Below are 20,238 nucleotides of genomic sequence, written 5' to 3' on the forward strand. Positions count from 1 at the left end.
GAAGATGCTGTTTTATTTAGTTGATGACGATGATGCTGTACGTCTTATGTTGACGGAAATCATTGAAGACGAGAATCTGGGCGAAGTCGTGGGGGAAGCATCTGACGGCTCGATGGTAGACGGTCATACGTTAACCGCACGCAACGTAGATATTTTGCTGATCGATTTGTTCATGCCCAACCGGGATGGGATTGAGACGATTCGCCAAGTAAAGCCGACATTCACAGGAAAGATCGTCATGATTTCGCAGGCAGAAACGAAAGATTTGATTGCCCAAGCTTACGCCCTTGGAAGTGAATACTACATTATCAAGCCCGTAAACAAGATCGAAGTAGTGACCATCCTCCAAAAAGTAATCGAGAAAATTCGCCTAGAGCGTTCGATACGGGACATTCACAAATCGCTGAATGCCGTCATGCAAGTGGACCAGCAGCCTTCCGGACAACTTCGTCCGTCACAGGGCAAACCACTTCGAGAGGCGGGTCAGTTTCTGTTAACGGAGCTGGGTATCGCGGGAGACAATGGAAGCAACGATTTGCTAGATATTTTGGACTTCTTGCATGGATACGAACAGACGCATACGTTTAAAAATGGATTTCCAGCCCTGAAAGAGATTTTTGTGGCAGTAGCACAGGACAGGCTCGGAGTAGCTGTGGACGATCCACAAGTCGCCAAGGTTGTCAAAGCTTCTGAGCAGAGAGTCCGTCGAGCGATCTATCAGTCGCTGAATCATTTGGCGTCTCTTGGGCTTGCAGACCTCTCGAATTGGAAGTTCGAAAATTACGCTTCGCAGTTTTTTGATTTTACGTATGTGTGGAAGAAGATGGCGGAGCTAAAGAGCAATGCCGCATCGCCTGGTTCAGATATTCGGATTAATATGAAAAAGTTCATTCAAGTGCTGTATGCAGAGGCGAAGCGTATTCAGTCGGAAGCGTGATTGTTCTGTGTCTGACGTGAAGAGGTAAGTCCTGATCATGTTGATTAGGGCTTTTTGTTTTGTATGGGAATGAAATTGTTTATTATTGACTAAACGTTCATTCAATAATAAACTGGGATCATATACCAAATCTACAATTCACGGAGGGATCACCGATGGATTTGTACTATGAGGTTACAGGAGAAGGAAAACCAGTTATTCTCTTGCACAGTGGCGGTGCTGATTTGCGAGATTGGACGTTCGTCGCGCCGATTCTGGCGAAGCATTATCAGGTCATCGCTTTCGACGGACGCGGATGCGGGAAATCGCCGTCTCCAACAGAGACAGCGAACTACGTCGATGATTTACTTGCCGTCATGGACCATTTCCAGCTGGATGAAGCCACTCTCGTAGGGCACTCGATAGGCGGTCGAATTGCTATGGATTTTAGGCTGACTTATCCGCAGCGAGTGAGCAAGCTCGTGCTGATTGCTCCTGATGTGACAGGGTATATACCGAGTCAGCCGTTCACGGAATGGATGCAGAAAATCCAAGCAGCACCGAATGTTGACCGAATGGTAGAGCTGTCCTTATCGGCCTGCCCATACCGCTTCGTGATGGCAAGTCCGCAAAAGGACCTACTGGTAGAGATGGCGAAGCATAATCTAGCGAAAATGTTCGAGTGGGCGACATGGGAGTCCGTATGGCCGCAGCCCCCTGCCATTGAGCGGCTCAAAGAATTAGCCAATCAGGCATGCTTCATTATCGGGAAGGAAGATGCCCTGGATGCGCAGCGGATTGCTGAATATTTTAAAGAAGTATTACCAGAGAGAAGGTTTATCGAGATTACGGGTGCCGATCATAAACCGACGTTGACGCATCCTGAAGAAATCGCTCGCGCTATCACTGAATTTTTGGAGGATTGACGTAAACCGTGCCACGTACCCCAGCTGAAAATGAACGTATTCGCCAAGCCGCAAAAGACAAAATCCATGCAGCTGCGATGACGCTCTTCATAAAAAAAGGCTACCACGCGACCTCAATCGACGATGTAGCCAAACAAGCCCAGATATCGAAGGGACTGCTTTACAATTATTACAAAGGCAAAGAAGAGCTTCTCGCCGCGATGGTCCAGGTACGGATCGAGGAAGTAAAAGAAGTGATAGAGGCTGCTACGAAGCTCGCAACGCCGCACGAACAGCTGCGCCATATTGTCGACGGTGCGCTTGATAACGTCTACCAGCGACCGGATGTCTATCGTTTTTACTTGAATTTGCAGACGCAGCCCGAAGATGATCGGGTACTTGCTTCTTACAGAGAGCAATTAAATGAGGAGTCACGCAGGCAGTTTGAAGTCCAGTGCCAGATATTCAAGCAGTTAGGCGTAAAGCAGCCGAGATTGAGATCGCTCTATTTTTCTTCGGCGCTCCAAGGCGCAATGCTAATGATGACGACTTATCCGGAAGGGTTTCCGGTTGAAGAGATGAAGGAGCAGATTGTACGGGAGTATGGTTGTCCTCCGGCAGAATCATAGCGTTACGTTCAAAAATGAAGAGGCTATCCCATTCGTAAATGATACTGGTGGGGCAGTCTCTTTTTCTGTACGTTTGGTATAACGGCTAATAGTTAGAGGGGGAAAATCATTCGCTTTTCAAAATCACGCGCGCGGAAAATATATCTAAATATTTAAAATTGACAGAAATAAACAAAACCAATATATTGGTTTCATGGACACAAACCTAATCAAACAAATCGAACGCCCCACATTACGCGAACAAGTATACCAAGGCTTGAAGAAAGCGATCATCATGCTAGAACTAAAGCCAGGACAACGAGTCAACGACAACGAGCTAGCGGCTTTATTTGGCGTCAGCCGAACACCTGTGAGAGAAGCGCTCAAGCGGTTGGAGGACGAAGGGCTTATTGAATCTGTTCCAGGCTCTCTAACACGGGTGACCCCCTTACTTGAAAAGGAGGCGAAGAACGCTTTTCCTGTTGTTGCGGCTTTGCACGGTTTGGCAGCACGTTTGGCGATGCCACTTGAGTCAGAGGTCATCCGTAGTCTGGAGGAGTGGAATGAAAAGCTGGAGGTCTCACTCGAACAGCAAGATGTGAGCAAAGCGATCGAAGCAGATGACGGCTTTCACGACGTGATCCTCGAGGCTGCGGGAAATCGTGAAATCTACCTGGCACTTGAGCGAGTTGTACCGAAAATTCGGCGTTTGGAATTTGCTCGGTTCGGTTCCTTAGAAGGGGTGGAATCAGTAGAACAGCACCGCAGAATCATCGAAGCGATTCGAGACAACAACAGCCAACTTGCCTCTTTCTTGATGGAAGAAAACTGGATCAACCTCGGCAAATTGCTTACGAACCATTCCAATGATGAATAGGGGGTAATGGCATGAGTACGGTTGAAATGAAGGGGGAAGTACATGATTCACGTGTTTTGCAATGGGCGCGTTCCATTATCGAAGAGAGTCCGTCCCACCGTCTGATCCAGCAAGAGATCGTGAATGCTGTCAACCGCAATGCGATTTGGCGAGGCGAGGAATGCCTGAATTTGCTCGCACCAGAAGCACCCACCACGCCCATCGTACGTCAACTGCTCGCTTCTGAGGTTGGTACTCGCGCTGCGGAAGGACATATCGGCAGCACACAGAGATGGTTCGCTGGCACGAAATATATCGATGAAATCGAAGCGTTATGTGTTGAGCTATTGAAAAAAGTATTCCAAGCCAATTTTGCTGACCATCGGTTGGTAGCGAGCATGATCGGGAACATGACGGTCTATGCGGCGTTAACGCAACCGGGCGATACGATTATGACGATCTCGCAACCGTTTGGGGGGCATTCCAGCAATCGGGTAGACGGGCCTGCTGGCATTCGCGGTTTACAAATTGTCGATGTGCCAATGGACCCCGTTGAGCTTACCGTTGATTTGGACGAGTTCGCCAAAGTCGCACGACAAGTTAGGCCAAAGCTCGTTACCCTAGGCGCGTCCATGACCTTATTTCCATTTCCACTGAAGGAGATGGCTGAGATCGTGAAAGAATGGGGCGGTCGCATTTATTTTGATGGCGCACACCAGCTGGGGTTGATCGGTGGCGGTCAATTTCAGGACCCGTTGCGAGAAGGGGCATGTGTGATAACTGGCTCTGCTGGGAAAACATTTAGTGGCCCACAAAGCGGTATCATCGTCTGGAATGACCCGGAACTATCGGTACCGATTACAGATGCCATCTTCCCAGCACTTGCCGCGACACATCAAGTCAACCGGGTAGCGGCATTGGCTGCAGCGGCGGCGGAGTTTTTGGCGTTTGGCAAGGAATACATGGCGCAAATTGTGACGAATGCACAAGCACTGGGAAAAGCATTCGATGAACGGGGAATTCGAGTGCTTTGCGCGCACAAAGGCTATACACGTACACATCAAGTCATTCTGGACGTAAAAGAGTTTGGCGGTGGTTACGAGGTAGGCAAGCGGTTGGCAGAAGCGAACATCATCACGAACAAAAATTTGATTCCAGGTGACGGGCCAGAGGATTGGGACTTCCCAAGTGGTTTGCGTATCGGGACGACAGAAGTCACTCGCTTTGGCATGAAGGAACAAGAGATGAACACGATTGCTGAGCTGATTGTAAGTGTGTTGTCAGGCAGGGAAAAGCCCGAGGTAGTCCAGTCCAAGGTGATCGAATTGCGCAGATCGTTTAGCAAGATGCAGTTCTGCTTCCCAGAATAGAGTAGGTAGGATAAACACCGTATGTCAGAGTTCAGACCTGGCATACGGTGCTTTTTCGAGTCGTATGTGGACTCTCATTCTTGACAATGTCATTTCTTTTCGTAAATAATCGATTGATACCATCAAAGAATGGGAGTCTAAACGGATGAGTACAGACCATACAAACTCGGATGTTACCATTGATCATACGACGAAAGAGCTGGCTCTCGCATTTGGTCAGTTAAAGCGGATCGGACATGTTTTCAGTCCGTCGAAAGACCTCCGTCAGAGCGAATTGAATTTGCTAGTTCACTTGACCTACGTAAGTCCCCCAGGCACGAACGGCATCAGAGTTTCCGAGCTAGGCAAGCAGTTGAAAATAACGTCAGCAGCTGTGACGCACGTCATTCAATCACTCGAACAGCTTGGGTTTATCACCCGTACCGTGGGACCAAAGGATCGACGCTCCATTCTCGTAGCCCCTACGAAAGAGGGCTTTGATTTTGTGGCAGCGAGAGAGCAAGAGCTGTTTAATCGTTTTCAGCAATTGCATGAGCATCTTGGTACGGATGATGCGCAGGCACTCATACGGATTTTAACGAAATCAATCAGATTCCTGCATGCGTATCAGGATAGCGATGAAGCACGACCATAGTTCGATGATGGACTATGGTTTTTACTTGTTTTGATAAGAACCTTGCTCCAGCTCTTTGCGGATCGAGTTCGCAGAGGGACTCCAATGCAATTGTTGTTCCGCGCGCAAGCCAGATACTCTCTGGTTGATACTTGCCCCCCAAGCGGCTGGTCCTAATGCTTTGGCCGCATCCTCATAACTCCATGATTCTACTTTTTCTATCCCAGCTATTTTAGCAATCGAAGTCATGAGTTCTTTCGTCGTGATCATTTCCTTGGAAGTTGCATTGAATAATGATCCTGGCAGTGCTCGTAAAAAAGCGCATTCGTAAAGTCTCGCTAAATCATCAACATTGATCGTAGACCATGCCGTTTGCCCGTCATCAATATAGTTGGCTGATTGAGAGAGCTTCGCCCTTTGAATCGTTGCTTGGACGAGTCCACCGCCTCGACCGTATACAAGCGTTGGACGTATGACGATCGTACGAATATTACGCTCGGCTGCTCCTAAAACTTCCTGCTCCTGGTTCGCTTTCCATTGGAGAAAAGGCAAGGGAGCAAGAGGAGAGTCCTCATTCACGACATTCTCGTACGTATCGTTATAGATCAGCGTACCGCTCGTATAAATAAATGGCTTCCCAGTGCCTTCCAAACCTTTCAGCATTGCTTGAACCGCTGCTACATCGAGTTTTTCCATATCAGGTGTGTGCGAGATCGCCATATGAATGACACCATTGAATTTTTTAACACTTTCTGTTAGCAGTGTGGTATCCGCAAGATCGCCAACAATAGGGGTGAACCCTTGTGAGAGCAATCGCTCTGCTTTCTCTTTCGATCGAACAAGTCCAGTAACCTGATACCCCAGAGACTGAAAATGCTCGGCGACTACAGATCCAACATAACCTGTTATTCCTGTAAGCAAAACATTCATGACAAAACCTCCTTCATACATAATTAATTTAGTAACTAAATTATACGGTACATTATTTAGTAACGTTCTCGTGATGTCAACAGTATTTATAATTAACTGAATATTGACAAAACAAAAGCTGGGTGTTATTTTCAGATTAGGAAAACGTTTACCCGTTAGATAGAAAGTGAGTGAAGAACCATTACTGTAACCATTAAAGACATCGCACAACTCGCCAACGTTTCCATCGCGACTGTTTCGCGCGTGCTGAACAATTCCAAGCCAGTCCGTCCAGAGCTGCGAGAAAGAGTCTTGAAAATCGTGCAAGAGACGGGCTTTCAGCCGAATGCGATTGCCAGGAGCTTGGTTAGCAAAGAAACCCGCATCATCGGGGTGATGATTCCCGATATCTCCAACAATTTTTACTCCAATCTCATTTACGGAATTGACAGCGTCATTAGCGAGTACGACTACAGCATGTTTTTGGCCATATCCGATGAAGTGGTGGACAAAGAGCTGAAGTACTTGCGACTGTTCAAAGAAAAACAAATCGATGGTGTCATTATCGCGAGTATTCATTTCCTGGAGGGCAATATCCAGACGCTGCAAGAGATTCAGGTTCCCCTTGTTGTTACCGGCCACGATTTGCCCGGCTATCAGATTCCTACTGTCAACGTCAATAATGTGCAAGCCTCCTATGATGCTACCGCCTATCTCATCTCGCAAGGCCATACAAAAATCGCGTGTATTTCTGGTCCGTTATGGGACCCGCCGTGCGGTCTGGATCGCATGGGCGGTTACCGAAAAGCCATGCGGGCACATGATTTGCCCATCCATGAAGGATTCGTCGTGGAAGGAGAGTTCACAGCCAAGAGCGGTTACGAAGCCATGCGCCGTATTTGTGAGGAAAAAATTCGTCCGACAGCCGTTTTTGTCGCCACAGACCTGATGGCGGTTGGCGTCCTCAATTACTTGTACGATCATGGCATTCGTGTACCAGAAGACATCTCCGTCATGGGCTTCGACAATTTGGAGCTTGCCTCACTTTCCCGCCCCATGCTCACCACCGTGCACAATGACCCGTTCATGTACGGAAAAGCCGCAGCAGAGCAATTACTCAGACAAATCCGCCATGAACCTGTAGAGCGAATGAGCGCCGTCCCACACCATCTCGTGATTCGCCAAACTGTAAGCGCTTTACTGGAGTGAGGTAACAAGTCTTACCATATAGAAGAAGCAAACGAGTTTACGCATTCAAAAGGGGTGAAGAGATATGAAGCTTGGCGTATTTACCGTTCTTTTTAGCGAGAAGTCGTTCGAAGAAATGCTGGATCATGTGAAGGCAGCAGGTTTAGAGGCGGTGGAAATCGGCACAGGCTGCTATCCGGGCAATGCACACTGCAATCTGGATGAGCTGTTGGAAAGTCCAGAAAAAAGACGAGCGTACAAAAAAGCAGTAGAGGATCGGGGATTGATAATCAGCGCGCTTAGTTGTCACGGCAACCCGTTGACACCAGATAAAAGCTTTGCGCAGCAATCTCACGATACGTTTGTGAAAACGGTACAGCTAGCCGAGATGCTGGAGGTGCCTGTGGTCAATTGCTTCTCTGGCACGGCAGGGGACCACGAAGGAGCGAAGTACCCGAGCTGGCCCGTTGCTCCTTGGCCCAATGAGTATCGAGACGTGCTCCATTGGCAATGGAACGAGAAGCTCATCCCGTACTGGCGCGAATGGACTGCGTATGCGACTGAGCATCATGTCAAGGTTGCGTTGGAGCTGCATGGCGGCTTTCTCGTCCACACGCCAGGGACACTGCTGAAGCTGCGGGAACAGGTAGGCGAGGGGATTGGGGCAAACTTCGATCCAAGTCACATGTGGTGGCAAGGGATTGATCCGGTAGCTGCGATCAAAATCTTGGGCAAAGAAAAAGCCATCTATCATTTCCATGCGAAAGACACGTATATTGACCAGGAAAAAGTGAACATGTACGGGCTGACGGATATGAATTCCTACGCCAATCTACATGAACGTGCTTGGTATTTCCGAACCGTAGGCTATGGGCATTCGCAGCAGACGTGGGCGGATATGATGAGTGCACTGCGTATGAATGGATACGATTATGTCGTGAGCATCGAGCACGAGGATGCCATCATGTCGATTGAGGAAGGCTTTTCACGCGCTGTTCAAAATCTGCAGCAAGTCATCTTGCGAGAACCAGTCCAGAATCTATGGTGGGTGTAGGAGGGGAGAAAATGACGAATCGACGCAAATGGAAAATCGGAATCATCGGTGCAGGGGGGATTACAGAAGCACACTTGGAGGCGATCAAGGAAGAGCCGCGAGCAGAGGTAGTTGCCATTGCAGATGTTTCCGCAGAAATGGCTTCCTATCGTGCAAAGCGGCATGACATCCCGCAGGTTTTCACCGAATACGAGGCCATGCTACAAGAGTCTGATACAGACGCGATCATTGTTTGTGTCCCGAACTACTTGCATGCAGAAGCAACCAAAAGTGCGCTTGCAGCAGGCAAACACTTGCTGTGCGAAAAGCCGATGGCGATGAATGCCCAGGAAGCAACAGAAATGATCGAAGCCGCGAAGAAAGCAGATAAAATCCTCATGGTCGCACAAAACAACCGATTCCGAAGCGATTCCCTGCAAGTCAAAACGTGGCTGAAAGAAGGAAAGCTTGGAAACATTTATCACGCCAAGACCGGTTGGGTCAGACGAAATGGAATTCCAGGATGGGGAAGCTGGTTTACGCAAAAAGAATGGGCAGGCGGCGGACCGTTGATTGATATCGGCGTACATATGCTCGATTTGACCTTGTGGCTCTTGGATCATCCAAAGCCTGTATCCGTCCTCGGGCAAACGTACGCGCAATTCGGGCCTCACAAACGTGGCTTGTCAGAGTGGGGCAGGATCGACGATAGCGGGAAGTTTGACGTGGAAGATATGGCTGTAGCGATGATCACTTTTGAAAACGGATTGTCGCTTACGCTCGATGCAAGCTGGGCTTCTCACATCGAAGAGGAAAACGTTTTCCTTCAACTATATGGACAAGAGGGCGGGGCATCCCTGCGTTTATTGGATAACCAGTTCACGCTTTACCACGAGTGGAACGGCGTAACTGCCTCGACAGAAATAAAACCAAAGCCTCAAAAAGAACGCGTACTCTTATTCCGTAATTTCATCGACGCCATCGAAGGGAAGGCAGAGGTTCTCTGCACACCGGAACAAGCCTTGTACATCAACAGATTGATCGAAGCCATCTACGCATCCGCACAAAAAGGTGAAGCAGTGCGTTTTAAAACATAGCATAGGGGGTTACTTAGATGAAAGTTGTGAAAAGACTTACATCCGTTGGACTTACCTTAGTAATGGCCTTCTCATTGGCAGCATGTTCCTCCACACCACAGCAAGCTTCTACGGATACAACCCCATCACAGCCTGCAACACCATCCGCACCCAAAACAGAGCCAGCACAGCAACCAGCAGAAAAAATCAAGCTCGTCTACGCACGGGGCAAAGACTCAACGGATTCCACTGTAAAGCTCGTGGAGGCGTTTCAAAAAGCAAATCCGAATATCGAGATTGAGATTCGCGAAATGCCTGCGGATACAGGGCAAAGCCATGATCAGTACGTCACGATGTTCAGTGCACAATCGTCTGAGATCGACGTGTTTGACCTCGACGTCATTTGGCCAGCCGAATTCGCACAAGCGGGTTATCTCCTTCCGCTCGATCGCCTGATGGAGCAAGATGGAATCGAAACCGGAAAATATATAAAAGGGGCCATGGATGCCGGGAACTTTGGCGGCCAGCAATGGACCATGCCCAAGTTTATCGACGCGGGTCTCTTGTTCTACCGCAAAGATCTCGTATCCGAAGCTCCAAAGACGTGGGATGACTTGATTGCCCAAGCAAAAGCAACGAAGGGCAAGGGCAGCACGAAGTTCGGCTACTTGATGCAAGCCAAGCAATATGAAGGTTTGGTTTGTAACTTTGTCGAGTTCAGTGCATCGTACGGTGGAAAAATTTTGGATGAACAAGGCAAAGTAGTGGTCAACAATCCAGCTACGATCAAAGGGTTGAAAAAAATGATCGAGGTCGTCAAATCCGATTTCGTCCCAACCAATATCACCACATTCATGGAGCCGGAATCACATACGGCATTCCTCGAGGGGCAGGCACCTTTTATCCGCAACTGGCCGTATCAGTTCGCGTTGGCGCAGGATCAGGGTCAGTCCAAAATCGTCGGTCAAGTCGCGATCGCTCCACTGCCAGCTGGCGATGCAGGCTCCGCAGCAGCACTCGGCGGTTGGATGGGCGGAATCAACAAGTTCTCGAAGCACCCGAAAGAAGCGTGGGCATTCCTCAAATTCATGACAGGTCCAGAGGGTCAGAAAATATCCGCGGTAGAAGGTGGGCTCGCACCAACCTATTTGCCAGCCTACGATGATGCCGATGTTCAAAAAGCCAGTCCGTTGTTTGCCAACAAAGATTTCGTCGATGGCGTAAGTGCTGCTGTATCTCGTCCAACGACTCCGATCTATCCAAAAATTTCGGAAGTGATCCAGATCGAAGTATCCAAAGCGCTAGCAGGGCAGCAAACAGCCGAGCAAGCGGTGCAAAACATGGAAACGCAGATGAACGACCTGATGAAAAAATAAGCGGCAACATGTGGGGCTTCCAAGGGGGTCTAACCGGCTTCCTTGGAAGTTACACAACGATCGGGCAATCACAAGCAAGCTTCTAGTGGGAAGGAAGGTGGTGAACGGATGAATCGATCAACCAAAATGTCTCTCTCAGAAAAACAGATGGGGTATTTGCTAATTTTTCCTGCACTGCTCATTATACTTGTTATCGCGATTTGGCCTGTCATGCGATCCTTTTGGATCAGTCTGCACGACATCCGGTTGAACGACCCGACGAAATCAGAGATTCACTCTTCATACGGACTAGATATGGAGCGCTACGTCAGTACGTTACCCAATCTGCTTCGGTATGTAAAGAGGGAGGCGGACTCTGCAGAAGGGTCATCAAAGGAAAAATTGAACGCGCTCCAAGCGCAAATCGAACAAATGAACACTTCCCTCAACCAAACAGGCGAGGTCGCGAGCCGATACCAAATGATCGACCAGTTATTGCTGGACTTTAAACCAGTCCCCACAGAACTCAAATATGTGAGCCTCTCGAACGAACAAACAGACGCAATCAAAACGAGCTTGGGGGAAGTCAGAGCGGTTCTTTTGCAAATGAGTGAACAAAAGCTGCTTGCAAAGCCAGAGGGTGCTCTTGGCGTGATCCAAGGCATTGAAGCTTCGATTATCGAGCCCAACTTTGTTGGCTTTGCCTACTACAAGAGGTTTTTAACAGACGCTCGGATGTGGGGGGCTCTGTACAATACGGCGTTTTTTACCATTATCTCCGTTGCCATTGAATTGGTGCTCGGCATATTGATTGCCCTGTTGATCAATCGACCTTTTCATGGAAGGAGTCTTGTTCGAGCAACCGTGTTAATACCGTGGGCGATTCCGACTGTCATCTCCGCGATGATGTGGAAGTTTTTGTACGACGGGCAAAATGGCATCGTCGCCTATCTTTTTGAGCAGGCAGGGCTGATCTCAGATATGGGGATGCTCCTGACGACTAAGGCTGGCGCCATGTTTTCCGTTATTTTGGCAGATGTGTGGAAGACGACGCCATTCATGGCCTTGCTCTTATTCGCAGGCCTGCAAACGATCCCGCAAAGCTTGTATGAAGCAGCATCTGTGGACGGTGCAACCCGCACCCAGCAATTTTTTCGTATTACGCTTCCGATGCTGAAATCAACCATTCTGGTGGCATTATTGTTCCGTACATTGGATGCATTTCGTGTGTTTGATTTGATTTACACGCTGACAGGTGGGGCACCCGGGAACTCGACCGAGACCATTTCCATTTACGCGTACAAAACGATGTTTGCTCAAATGAGCTTCGGTGAAGGCTCCGCGCTCGCAGTCATTGTTTTTTTATGTGTGGCGCTGATCTCCATCGGCTATGTCAAAATATTAGGAGCTGATCTGCTGAGTGATGGCAGTGGCAAATAAGGAGGTGATTGGATGCGCAAACATACGAGTCCCTTGTTTTACGTGGGTTTACTGCTATTCGTTTTTCTTGTGATGTTCCCGTTTTTATGGATTCTCCTCGCAGCATTGAAGCCACCAGCGGAGCTGTTTGGAGAGCGAGCCTTTCATTTTATCATCCAAAATCCTTCGTTTGACAACTTTGTCCGCGTCTTCACGGAAAGACCGTTTGCCCGTTACTTGTGGAATTCAACTGTCGTGGCGACGTTAACCACACTTTACTCCATTACGATCGCTTCTTTTGCTGCCTATGCGATTGCCTGGCTGTCCTTTCGGGGAAAGACGATTATATTGGGTGTCGTACTGGCTGTGTCCATGTTTCCACAGATTGCTACTATTTCGCCTATTTTTATGTTCATGCAATCGATGGGCTTAACGAACAGCTACATCGGTCTGATCATTCCTTATACAACTTTCGCGCTGCCGCTTGCGATCTGGAACTTAACCATCTTTTTCCGCAAAATACCGAGTGATTTGGGCGAAGCAGCCAAAGTAGACGGCGCGAGCATTTGGCAGACGATGACCAAAGTGTTTTTCCCACTCGCCATGCCTGGGGTTTTTACGACGGCCATCCTCGTTTTTATAGCAGCGTGGAACGAATTTTTGTTCGCCCTGACGTTGAATACGCAGGAAGCGATGAAGACTGTGCCTGTGGGAATCGTTATGTTTCAGGGAATGTTTACAATTCCGTGGGGAGAAATATCTGCTGCCTCCATCATCGTGACGATCCCTCTCGTAGTAATGGTGTTGATTTTCCAAAAGCGGATTATCTCTGGCCTTACTTCTGGGGCAGTAAAAGAATAAAAGGGAGTCATTCTATCGTTTGTCTCGCAAATGTGATTATGATACGGTGGAAGCAGCATTCAGAAAGAGAGTTGACGGACGCATGAATAATCTTACAAAATTTCAGATTAACAGACCTGCGCATGAAGTATTCGAAGCTTTCGTGGACCCGGCGAAAATCGGCAACTTCTGGTTCTCTTCCAGCTCGGCAAGGTGGGAGGAAGGGAAGAACATTACGTTATTCTACGATATTTACAACGCAGAAGTAGGGATTACCGTTCACGAAATCGAAGTGAATAAACGCATCTTTTTCCAGTGGGCTGGAGAAGAAAATACCGTAACGATTACGTTAAAAGCGTTGGATGAAGCCACGACGATCATTGAAGTGAACGAAGAGGGCTTTCAAGATGATGATCCTGCGCTCCTTCAAAAAATAGTCGACAATAAAGAAGGCTGGGTGTACGTCTTAAGCTGTTTGAAGGGGTATCTGGAGCATGGGATCCACACATTAAGAGAAGGACTTGTGAGATAGCCCTCAGAAGTTTTGCGAGACTATCCTCTGAAATAACGCGAAAGCCCGAACCTACGTGTATCGGGCTTTTCCTTTTGTGCTATTTAATTCCGAGGCTGCGTTTTTTTCGCACGAGTGTGGATATGTTCACTTGCAGCTTATCCGCACACTGCTGCATGGTGTCTGTCTCTTTCAAGAGGCGTTGGATATACGCACGTTCAAACCGTTTGACCGCTTCTTTTAGCGGCAACAGCTCATCCATTTTGGCGAGATGGAGCGGCAGGGCTGTCTGCTGGGTATTGCGAATGGACGCCGGCAACTGATCAAATGTAATTCGCCCATTTTCACACATGTGGAAAGAACGTTCGACCACATTTTTCAGCTCGCGTGTATTCCCTGGCCAGTCATAATCCATCAGTGCCTCTAACACATCTGTTTCGATGCGCATTTCTTGCTGGTACTTCCATTCGAGCTTTTTCAAATAGTAGAAAATGAGAGCCGGAATATCCTCGCGGCGTTCACGCAAGGGTGGAATGGTGAGAGCAAGTACATTTAGCCGGTAGAACAAATCCTGCCGAAACCGTTTTTGTTCCACCATCGCTTCCAGGTCGCTATTGGTGGCAGCGATGATTCGCATGTTAACCTGACGCGATGTTTTCCCCCCGAGTCTGCGAATCCGCCCATCCTGCAATACATTCAAGAGCTTCACCTGTAAAGGAAAAGGGAGGTCTCCAATCTCATCGAGAAAAATGGTTCCTCGATCCGCTAGCTCAAACAATCCCTCCTTCGATTGGCTTGCTCCCGTAAAGGCGCCTTTCTCATAGCCAAACAATTCGGACTCGAGCAAATGCTCAGGAATGGCCCCACAGTTTATCTTAATAAATTCCCCTGTACGTCCGCCTTGGGCGTGAATGTAATTCGCCATGACATCCTTACCGACACCAGACTCGCCTAGCAAAAGGACGGGGGAGTCGTTGGTCGCAAAGCGTTTGGCGAGTGAAGCGATTCGATGCATGAGCCCACTGCGATAAATGATCTGCTCGTCAAAGTCACCATCGGTTTGGATATGCTCCAGCGCCCTTTGATATGCCGAGCTGATTTGACGTGTTTCCTCCAGCTCCTTCTGAAGCTGATTCAGCTCTGTGACGTCACGCACATTTCCCACGACAAACAATAATTCCTTGGTTGGATCGAGCAGCGGAGTAGCCGTGTTAATCGCTTGCCGACCGTTTGCATAATCGATCACGACACTATGGGTTTGTTTTGTCAAAATCGCACGTACAGCAGAAGAGTCAGGAACAAGATGCATTTCTTTTTGCTCCATAAAACTAAAATTATTCAAGATGTCTGCGGGAACTCCCGTGATGTTCAAGTACGCCTCATTGTAGAGCAGGACGTAGCCGTTACGGTCACAGATCGCCAGTCCATCGTGGGACGTACTGAAGATAGTCGTCAGCAATTTTGCCAGCTCATGATTGTCACTTGCCTGGAAATACTTGGTTTGATACATCGAAGTCCTCCTAAGTAGGCTTGTAAACGGAATAATCAGAATTAATCATCTGTGTGCAAATATGCATATGCAAAAATGATCATTTTCGAATCGTATTGTTGTGAAATCGCTTTCAATTGTTTGGCATGCTACTTGCTCTTCTATAGGGAGGAAAGCAGAAGCATGACGAGCAGAATCATATTATCGAAAGACACCGCGGTGTTTTTCAGCGAAAAAGAGAGGGATGTTTCCATGTCTTCATTATATCAGGTATTGAGTCCAGCGGGTGAGCTGGTAGGCGATCTCAAGGGGCAATTAGACGAGGCGACGATGATCAAGATGTATGAAAATATGGTGCTGGTTCGCCAGTTTGACCGCAAGTCGATTAACCTACAGCGACAAGGCAGAATGGGCACGTATGCTCCCTTTGAAGGGCAGGAAGCTTCACAAGTAGGCAGCGCGATGGCAATGACACCTGGAGATTGGCTTTTCCCAACCTACCGAGACCATGCGGCAGCGATCGTCCATGGTCAATCCATGGCACGGGTGTTTCTCTATTGGATGGGCCACATGGAAGGGAGTATCAGCCCAAAACATTTGCACATCATGCCACCGTGTGTACCGATCGCGACTCAAATGGTTCATGCGGTAGGGACTGCTTGGGCGAGCAAGCTGCAAAACGAAAAGCATGTCAGCATCGCCTACTTTGGTGACGGGGCAAGCTCAGAAGGCGATTTTCATGAGGCATTGAATTTTGCAGGCGTGTTTCAAACGCCGACGATCTTCTTCTGTCAAAACAACGGCTTCGCGATCAGCGTTCCGTTTTCACAGCAGTCTGCATCGAAAACGATTGCACAACGTTCGGCCGCGTATGACATCCCTGGGGTTCGGATAGACGGTAATGATATCTTTGCTGTTTGGCTGACCATGAAAGAAGCCATGCAACGTGCGTTAGATGGCAAAGGACCGACATTGATCGAAGCGGTGACATTCCGCTATGGCGCGCACACAACCGCAGATGATCCGAAGAAATACCGGGATCAAGAGAGCTTGTCCGAGGAATGGCGTCAAGAACGCGACCCACTCCAACGGCTGCGTGTATATCTGGAGAATCAAGGGTTGTGGAATGAAACGAAGGAAGTAGAGCTGATCGCACGGGTGAATGAACAAATCGACGCCGCACTTGTCGAAGCAGAAAGCTATCCGAAGTCCAAGCCGGAAGACATGTTCAAGCACGTCTACGCTGAACCATCGTGGATGGCAACGGAACAGGAGAGCGAGCTCGTCAAGCCATCGAAGCAGGAGGGAATCCCAGCATGAAACGCAAACTGACGATGATTCAAGCAATCACGGAAGCCATGGATCAAAAATTGGCAGATGATTCACGCATGATGCTGCTCGGCGAGGATATTGGCGTAAATGGTGGCGTGTTCCGGGCTACCGAAGATTTGATTCACAAGTACGGTCCGGAGCGTGTAGTGGACACGCCGCTAGCTGAGGCGGGAATAATCGGGGCGGCAATCGGTCTTGCCATGAACGGGAAAATTCCTGTGGTCGAGATTCAATTCCTTGCTTTTATTTATCCGGGCTTTGAACAAATTGTTTCTCATGCTGCACGCATGCGCTATCGGACTCGCGGACAGTACCATGTACCGATGGTCATACGTACGCCGTACGGGGCAGGGATTCGCGGGCCTGAGCTTCATTCCGAGAGTGTCGAAACGTTTTTTGCCCATGTCCCTGGCTTAAAGGTTGTGGCACCAAGCACACCTTTTGATGCGAAAGGCTTGCTGATTGCAGCAATGGAAGATCCTGATCCAGTCATTTTTTTAGAGCCGACCAAGCTGTATCGCGCATTTAAACAAGAGGTTCCGGAAGAAATGTATCGTGTGCCCATCGGAAAAGCAAAGGTCGTCCAGGAAGGCTCGGATGTATCCATTTTTGCTTGGGGAGCGATGCTTCGTGTCGCAGAGGATGCTGCGAAACAGATCGAGCGCGAAAACGGCTTGAGTTGTGAAGTCATTGATCTGCGCACGCTCTATCCATTGGATCGGGATACGATCATAGCCTCGGTCAAAAAGACTGGACGTGCAGTTGTCGTACACGAAGCGCATAAGACTGCTGGCTTGGGTGCAGAGATCATCTCCATCATCAATGATGAAGCATTGATCTACATGAAGGCTCCCGTGAAACGGATTACCGGATATGACGTACCCGTCCCGCAATTTAGCATCGAGGATGACTATTTGCCAACGGCTGAACGCGTGAAGGACGGAATTATGGAAACGGCTACGTTTTAAGAGAAGGAGCGAGTCATATGGTTGAGTTCAAGCTTCCTGATGTGGGAGAAGGTATGCATGAAGGTGAAATCGTAAAAGTACTGGTACGAACGGGTGAATCCGTTCAACAGGATCAGCCACTCTTGGAGGTGCAGACAGACAAGGTGAATGCCGAGTTGTCTGCGCCAGTGACTGGTATCATTCGTGAAATTTTCATAGCGGAAGGGGAAACAGTAGAGGTCGGAACTACCCTTCTCGTGATAGATGCAGGAACGGATGCAAAGAAGGAAGAGACAAAGCTTCCAGAAAAGGTCGTAAACCCGGAAAAAACAGTCAATTTTGCACCAGCTCGTGCTGATTACCGACGCTCATTGGCCACGCCATACGTTCGGCAGCTAGCACGGGAGATGAAGCTGGATATCGAGTTGGTCACGGGTACAGGAGCAGCGGGGCGTGTGACGGAAGAAGATTTGCGCCAATTCGCCAATCGACTGCAAAAAGCAGCACCAGCTAAGTTTCCAGCGACGGCTACTGGCAATGAGCGTTTGTTAGAGGCAAGTACAGTCGCGGTTGAGACTGAAGCAGTTGTTCAGCCGAAAACAGGGTCCGCTACTCGTGTAGCGACTTCGTCACAGGGAGAAATCGAACGGCTACCGTTAAAAGGCATCCGGAAAAAGATTGCCGAGCATATGATGAAATCAGTCACAATCATTCCGCATGTTACTTCTGTCGATGAGCTGGAGATGGATCAGCTGCGTGCTTTGCGTGAAAAGTTAAAGTCACATGCGGATAAACGAAATATCAAGTTGACCTTCCTGCCGTTCTTTATCAAGGCGCTGGTCATTGCACTGAAGGAATTCCCGACGCTTAATGCATCGATTGACGAGCATACGAATGAAATCTTGCTCAAGCGCTTTTACCATATCGGCATTGCTACAGATACGCCTGAGGGATTGATCGTACCAGTCATCAAGGATGCAGACCACAAATCTATTTTTCAACTCGCAGAAGAAATCGATCAACTGGCTCGCTTGGCTCGCGAAGGCAAATTGACCATGGAACACATAACAGGCGGCACCTTCACGATCAGCAATGTAGGTCCAATCGGGGGACTGCAAGCAACTCCCATCATTAATCACCCCGAAGTGGCCATTATCAGTTTGCACAAAATGGAGAAGCGATGGGTTGTGCGTGAGGATGGAGGGGTCATTCGCTGGATGATGAACCTGTCACTTTCGTTTGATCACCGCCTGATCGATGGCGTGACGGCAGTGCGTTTTACCAACCGGATCAAGGAGCTGCTGGAAGATCCGAATCTATTGTTTGCGGAGATGGTATAGATGGTAGTCGGCGAAGTAGCAGTCGAAACAGATGTGGTTGTCATCGGTGGTGGGCCAGGAGGTTATGCAGCCGCTATTCGTCTTGGGCAGCTGGGGAAATCGGTCGTTCTGATTGAAAAAGAAGTACTGGGTGGAGTCTGCTTGAATCGCGGATGCATTCCGTCGAAAGCATTGATTCATACTGCAGGTGAATACCACAAGCTAAGTAGTCTGAATAAGCTTGGAATCCAACTGCCTACAGGGAAATCGACCTTCCATATGTCGAGCTGGCAGACGTGGAAGTCCTCTGTCGTTGCTCAACTGAACAATGGGGTCGATTATCTCTGCCAGGCCAATGGGGTTACAGTCGTAAAGGGGGCAGCGACATTTCTCTCGAGTGATCGGATTGGCGTAGAGACGAGTGGAGATTTTGAAACGTACAAATTCAAACAAGCGATTATCGCGACAGGATCACGTCCATTCATTCCACCGTTTTTGAAAACAGATGGAGAATCTATTCTGGATTCTACTGATATGCTGGCATTGGATGAAGTACCGGAAACATTGGCCATTATCGGCGGAGGCTATATTGGAATGGAGCTCGGGATGGCGTTTGCCAAGCTAGGATCGCAGGTGACCGTCATTGAGGCAGCGGAACGCATTTTGCCACAAACAGCTGCCCATCTCTCTCAAGAAGTGCTCAAGCAGGCGAAACAGCTCGGGATGACGGTAAAGATCGCGACAAAAGTAGAGAAGGCTGAGGTAGCGAACGGAAGAGTCACGCTCGCATGCACTTCGGTAAAGAACGGTTCTGAAAGTATCACCGCACATAAAACGCTCGTCACTATAGGGCGAGTGCCTAACACAGGCGAACTCGGACTTGCTCAGGTGGGAGTAGAAATGGACGAGCGCGGCTATATTCCCGTGACATCGACTGGTAGTACGAACAAGCCGCATATTTTTGCCATCGGCGATGTAACACCTGGCCCTGCGTTAGCCCATCGTGCGACGAAGCAAGGGATTGTGGCAGCCGAGGTGATCGCAGGGCTGCCTAGCAGTGTAGATTCCCCTTATGTCCCTTATGTGATTTTTACCGAGCCGCAAATTGCGGGTGTGGGGATGACACGAGAAGAGGCAGAGCTTCAAGGGTATAGCGTCAAAGTAGCAGCCTTCCCTTATCGAGCGAATGGCAGAGCACTCGCCATGGATGAAGGAGAAGGTTTTGCAGAAGTGATCGTGGATCAAGAAAGTCATTTGTTGTTGGGAATGCACGTTGTAGGTGCTGATGCATCGAACCTGATCGGGGAGGGTGTGCTGGCACTTGAGCTTGCTGCACGTGTAGAGGATGTGGCGTTAACCATGCATCCGCATCCCACTTTAAGCGAGATATGGCTGGAGGCTGCCGAAGCGGTGTTAGGTCATGCCATTCATATCGTAAACAAATCAAAAGTAGCTGTAAACAAATAGGTTTATCGTGAAACATTAAAGACAAGTGACGGATATTCATGACAATGATCAGCCTCGGAGCCTGTCAAGATTAGCACTTGCATGA

The 20,238-nt window shown here is 48.7% G+C and carries 19 protein-coding genes; 17 read left to right on the forward strand and 2 right to left on the reverse strand.

Annotated features, from left to right (window positions below; translation table 11 throughout):
• The first annotated feature begins 4 nt into the window (after positions 1–4).
• From C7R92_RS08785 to C7R92_RS08810, 6 genes are all read left to right on the forward strand, one after another.
• Positions 5–937, forward strand: a complete 933-nt coding sequence (locus tag C7R92_RS08785; protein ID WP_106833955.1) for a response regulator — start codon at positions 5–7, stop codon at positions 935–937.
• 155 nt (positions 938–1,092) lie between these two features.
• Positions 1,093–1,842 (forward strand): alpha/beta fold hydrolase, encoded by a 750-nt coding sequence (locus C7R92_RS08790; protein WP_106833956.1) that lies wholly within the window; start codon positions 1,093–1,095, stop codon positions 1,840–1,842.
• An 8-nt stretch (positions 1,843–1,850) separates the two neighbouring features.
• Positions 1,851–2,450, forward strand: coding sequence for a TetR/AcrR family transcriptional regulator (locus C7R92_RS08795; protein ID WP_106833957.1), 600 nt, complete (start codon positions 1,851–1,853; stop codon positions 2,448–2,450).
• A gap of 193 nt (positions 2,451–2,643) precedes the next feature.
• Entirely contained in the window at positions 2,644–3,306 is a 663-nt protein-coding gene (locus C7R92_RS08800) for a GntR family transcriptional regulator (RefSeq protein WP_106833958.1), read from the forward strand.
• A gap of 11 nt (positions 3,307–3,317) precedes the next feature.
• Positions 3,318–4,655 carry a serine hydroxymethyltransferase gene (locus C7R92_RS08805; protein ID WP_106833959.1) on the forward strand — a complete coding sequence of 446 codons (1,338 nt, stop codon included), beginning with the start codon at positions 3,318–3,320 and terminating at the stop codon, positions 4,653–4,655.
• Between the two features lie 145 nt (positions 4,656–4,800).
• Entirely contained in the window at positions 4,801–5,289 is a 489-nt protein-coding gene (locus C7R92_RS08810) for a MarR family winged helix-turn-helix transcriptional regulator (protein WP_069845118.1), read from the forward strand.
• Between the two features lie 21 nt (positions 5,290–5,310).
• On the opposite strand, the gene C7R92_RS08815 is transcribed toward C7R92_RS08810, so the two are convergent.
• Positions 5,311–6,198: an NAD-dependent epimerase/dehydratase family protein gene (locus tag C7R92_RS08815; protein ID WP_106833960.1), complete on the reverse strand. Its 888-nt coding sequence runs from the start codon at positions 6,196–6,198 to the stop codon at positions 5,311–5,313.
• A 201-nt stretch (positions 6,199–6,399) separates the two neighbouring features.
• Here C7R92_RS08815 and C7R92_RS08820 point away from each other — a divergent pair, with 201 nt between their 5' ends.
• From C7R92_RS08820 to C7R92_RS08850, 7 genes are all read left to right on the forward strand, one after another.
• On the forward strand, positions 6,400–7,386 hold the full coding sequence (locus tag C7R92_RS08820; RefSeq protein ID WP_083261553.1) for a substrate-binding domain-containing protein: 987 nt from the start codon (positions 6,400–6,402) through the stop codon (positions 7,384–7,386).
• A 64-nt stretch (positions 7,387–7,450) separates the two neighbouring features.
• The gene (locus C7R92_RS08825) at positions 7,451–8,419 is read left to right on the forward strand and encodes a sugar phosphate isomerase/epimerase family protein (protein ID WP_106833961.1); all 969 of its coding nucleotides are present in this window, start codon (positions 7,451–7,453) and stop codon (positions 8,417–8,419) included.
• Between the two features lie 11 nt (positions 8,420–8,430).
• Positions 8,431–9,495 carry a Gfo/Idh/MocA family protein gene (locus tag C7R92_RS08830; protein ID WP_106833962.1) on the forward strand — a complete coding sequence of 355 codons (1,065 nt, stop codon included), beginning with the start codon at positions 8,431–8,433 and terminating at the stop codon, positions 9,493–9,495.
• Between the two features lie 17 nt (positions 9,496–9,512).
• Positions 9,513–10,850 carry an ABC transporter substrate-binding protein gene (locus C7R92_RS08835; protein ID WP_106833963.1) on the forward strand — a complete coding sequence of 446 codons (1,338 nt, stop codon included), beginning with the start codon at positions 9,513–9,515 and terminating at the stop codon, positions 10,848–10,850.
• A 108-nt stretch (positions 10,851–10,958) separates the two neighbouring features.
• On the forward strand, positions 10,959–12,269 hold the full coding sequence (locus tag C7R92_RS08840; protein WP_106833964.1) for a carbohydrate ABC transporter permease: 1,311 nt from the start codon (positions 10,959–10,961) through the stop codon (positions 12,267–12,269).
• A 12-nt stretch (positions 12,270–12,281) separates the two neighbouring features.
• Positions 12,282–13,109: a carbohydrate ABC transporter permease gene (locus tag C7R92_RS08845; RefSeq protein WP_106833965.1), complete on the forward strand. Its 828-nt coding sequence runs from the start codon at positions 12,282–12,284 to the stop codon at positions 13,107–13,109.
• A gap of 19 nt (positions 13,110–13,128) precedes the next feature.
• Entirely contained in the window at positions 13,129–13,620 is a 492-nt protein-coding gene (locus tag C7R92_RS08850; protein ID WP_106833966.1) for an SRPBCC family protein, read from the forward strand.
• 79 nt (positions 13,621–13,699) lie between these two features.
• Here the strand turns inward: C7R92_RS08850 and C7R92_RS08855 are convergent, their stop codons facing one another.
• Entirely contained in the window at positions 13,700–15,109 is a 1,410-nt protein-coding gene (locus C7R92_RS08855) for a sigma-54 interaction domain-containing protein (protein ID WP_106833967.1), read from the reverse strand.
• A gap of 231 nt (positions 15,110–15,340) precedes the next feature.
• Between C7R92_RS08855 and pdhA the strand changes: the two genes are divergently transcribed.
• From pdhA to lpdA, 4 genes are read left to right on the forward strand one after another with little or no spacing between them, the layout of a single operon-like run.
• Positions 15,341–16,408 carry a pyruvate dehydrogenase (acetyl-transferring) E1 component subunit alpha gene (gene pdhA, locus C7R92_RS08860; protein WP_106834018.1) on the forward strand — a complete coding sequence of 356 codons (1,068 nt, stop codon included), beginning with the start codon at positions 15,341–15,343 and terminating at the stop codon, positions 16,406–16,408.
• Positions 16,405–17,388: an alpha-ketoacid dehydrogenase subunit beta gene (locus tag C7R92_RS08865; protein WP_106833968.1), complete on the forward strand. Its 984-nt coding sequence runs from the start codon at positions 16,405–16,407 to the stop codon at positions 17,386–17,388. Before pdhA ends, C7R92_RS08865 begins: the two co-directional genes overlap by 4 nt.
• A 17-nt stretch (positions 17,389–17,405) precedes the next feature.
• Positions 17,406–18,707, forward strand: a complete 1,302-nt coding sequence (locus C7R92_RS08870) for a dihydrolipoamide acetyltransferase family protein (RefSeq protein ID WP_106833969.1) — start codon at positions 17,406–17,408, stop codon at positions 18,705–18,707.
• On the forward strand, positions 18,708–20,153 hold the full coding sequence (gene lpdA / locus C7R92_RS08875; protein ID WP_106833970.1) for a dihydrolipoyl dehydrogenase: 1,446 nt from the start codon (positions 18,708–18,710) through the stop codon (positions 20,151–20,153).
• Positions 20,154–20,238 lie beyond the last annotated feature (85 nt).

This window comes from Brevibacillus porteri (genome assembly GCF_003013475.1).
GTDB lineage: Bacteria > Bacillota > Bacilli > Brevibacillales > Brevibacillaceae > Brevibacillus > Brevibacillus porteri.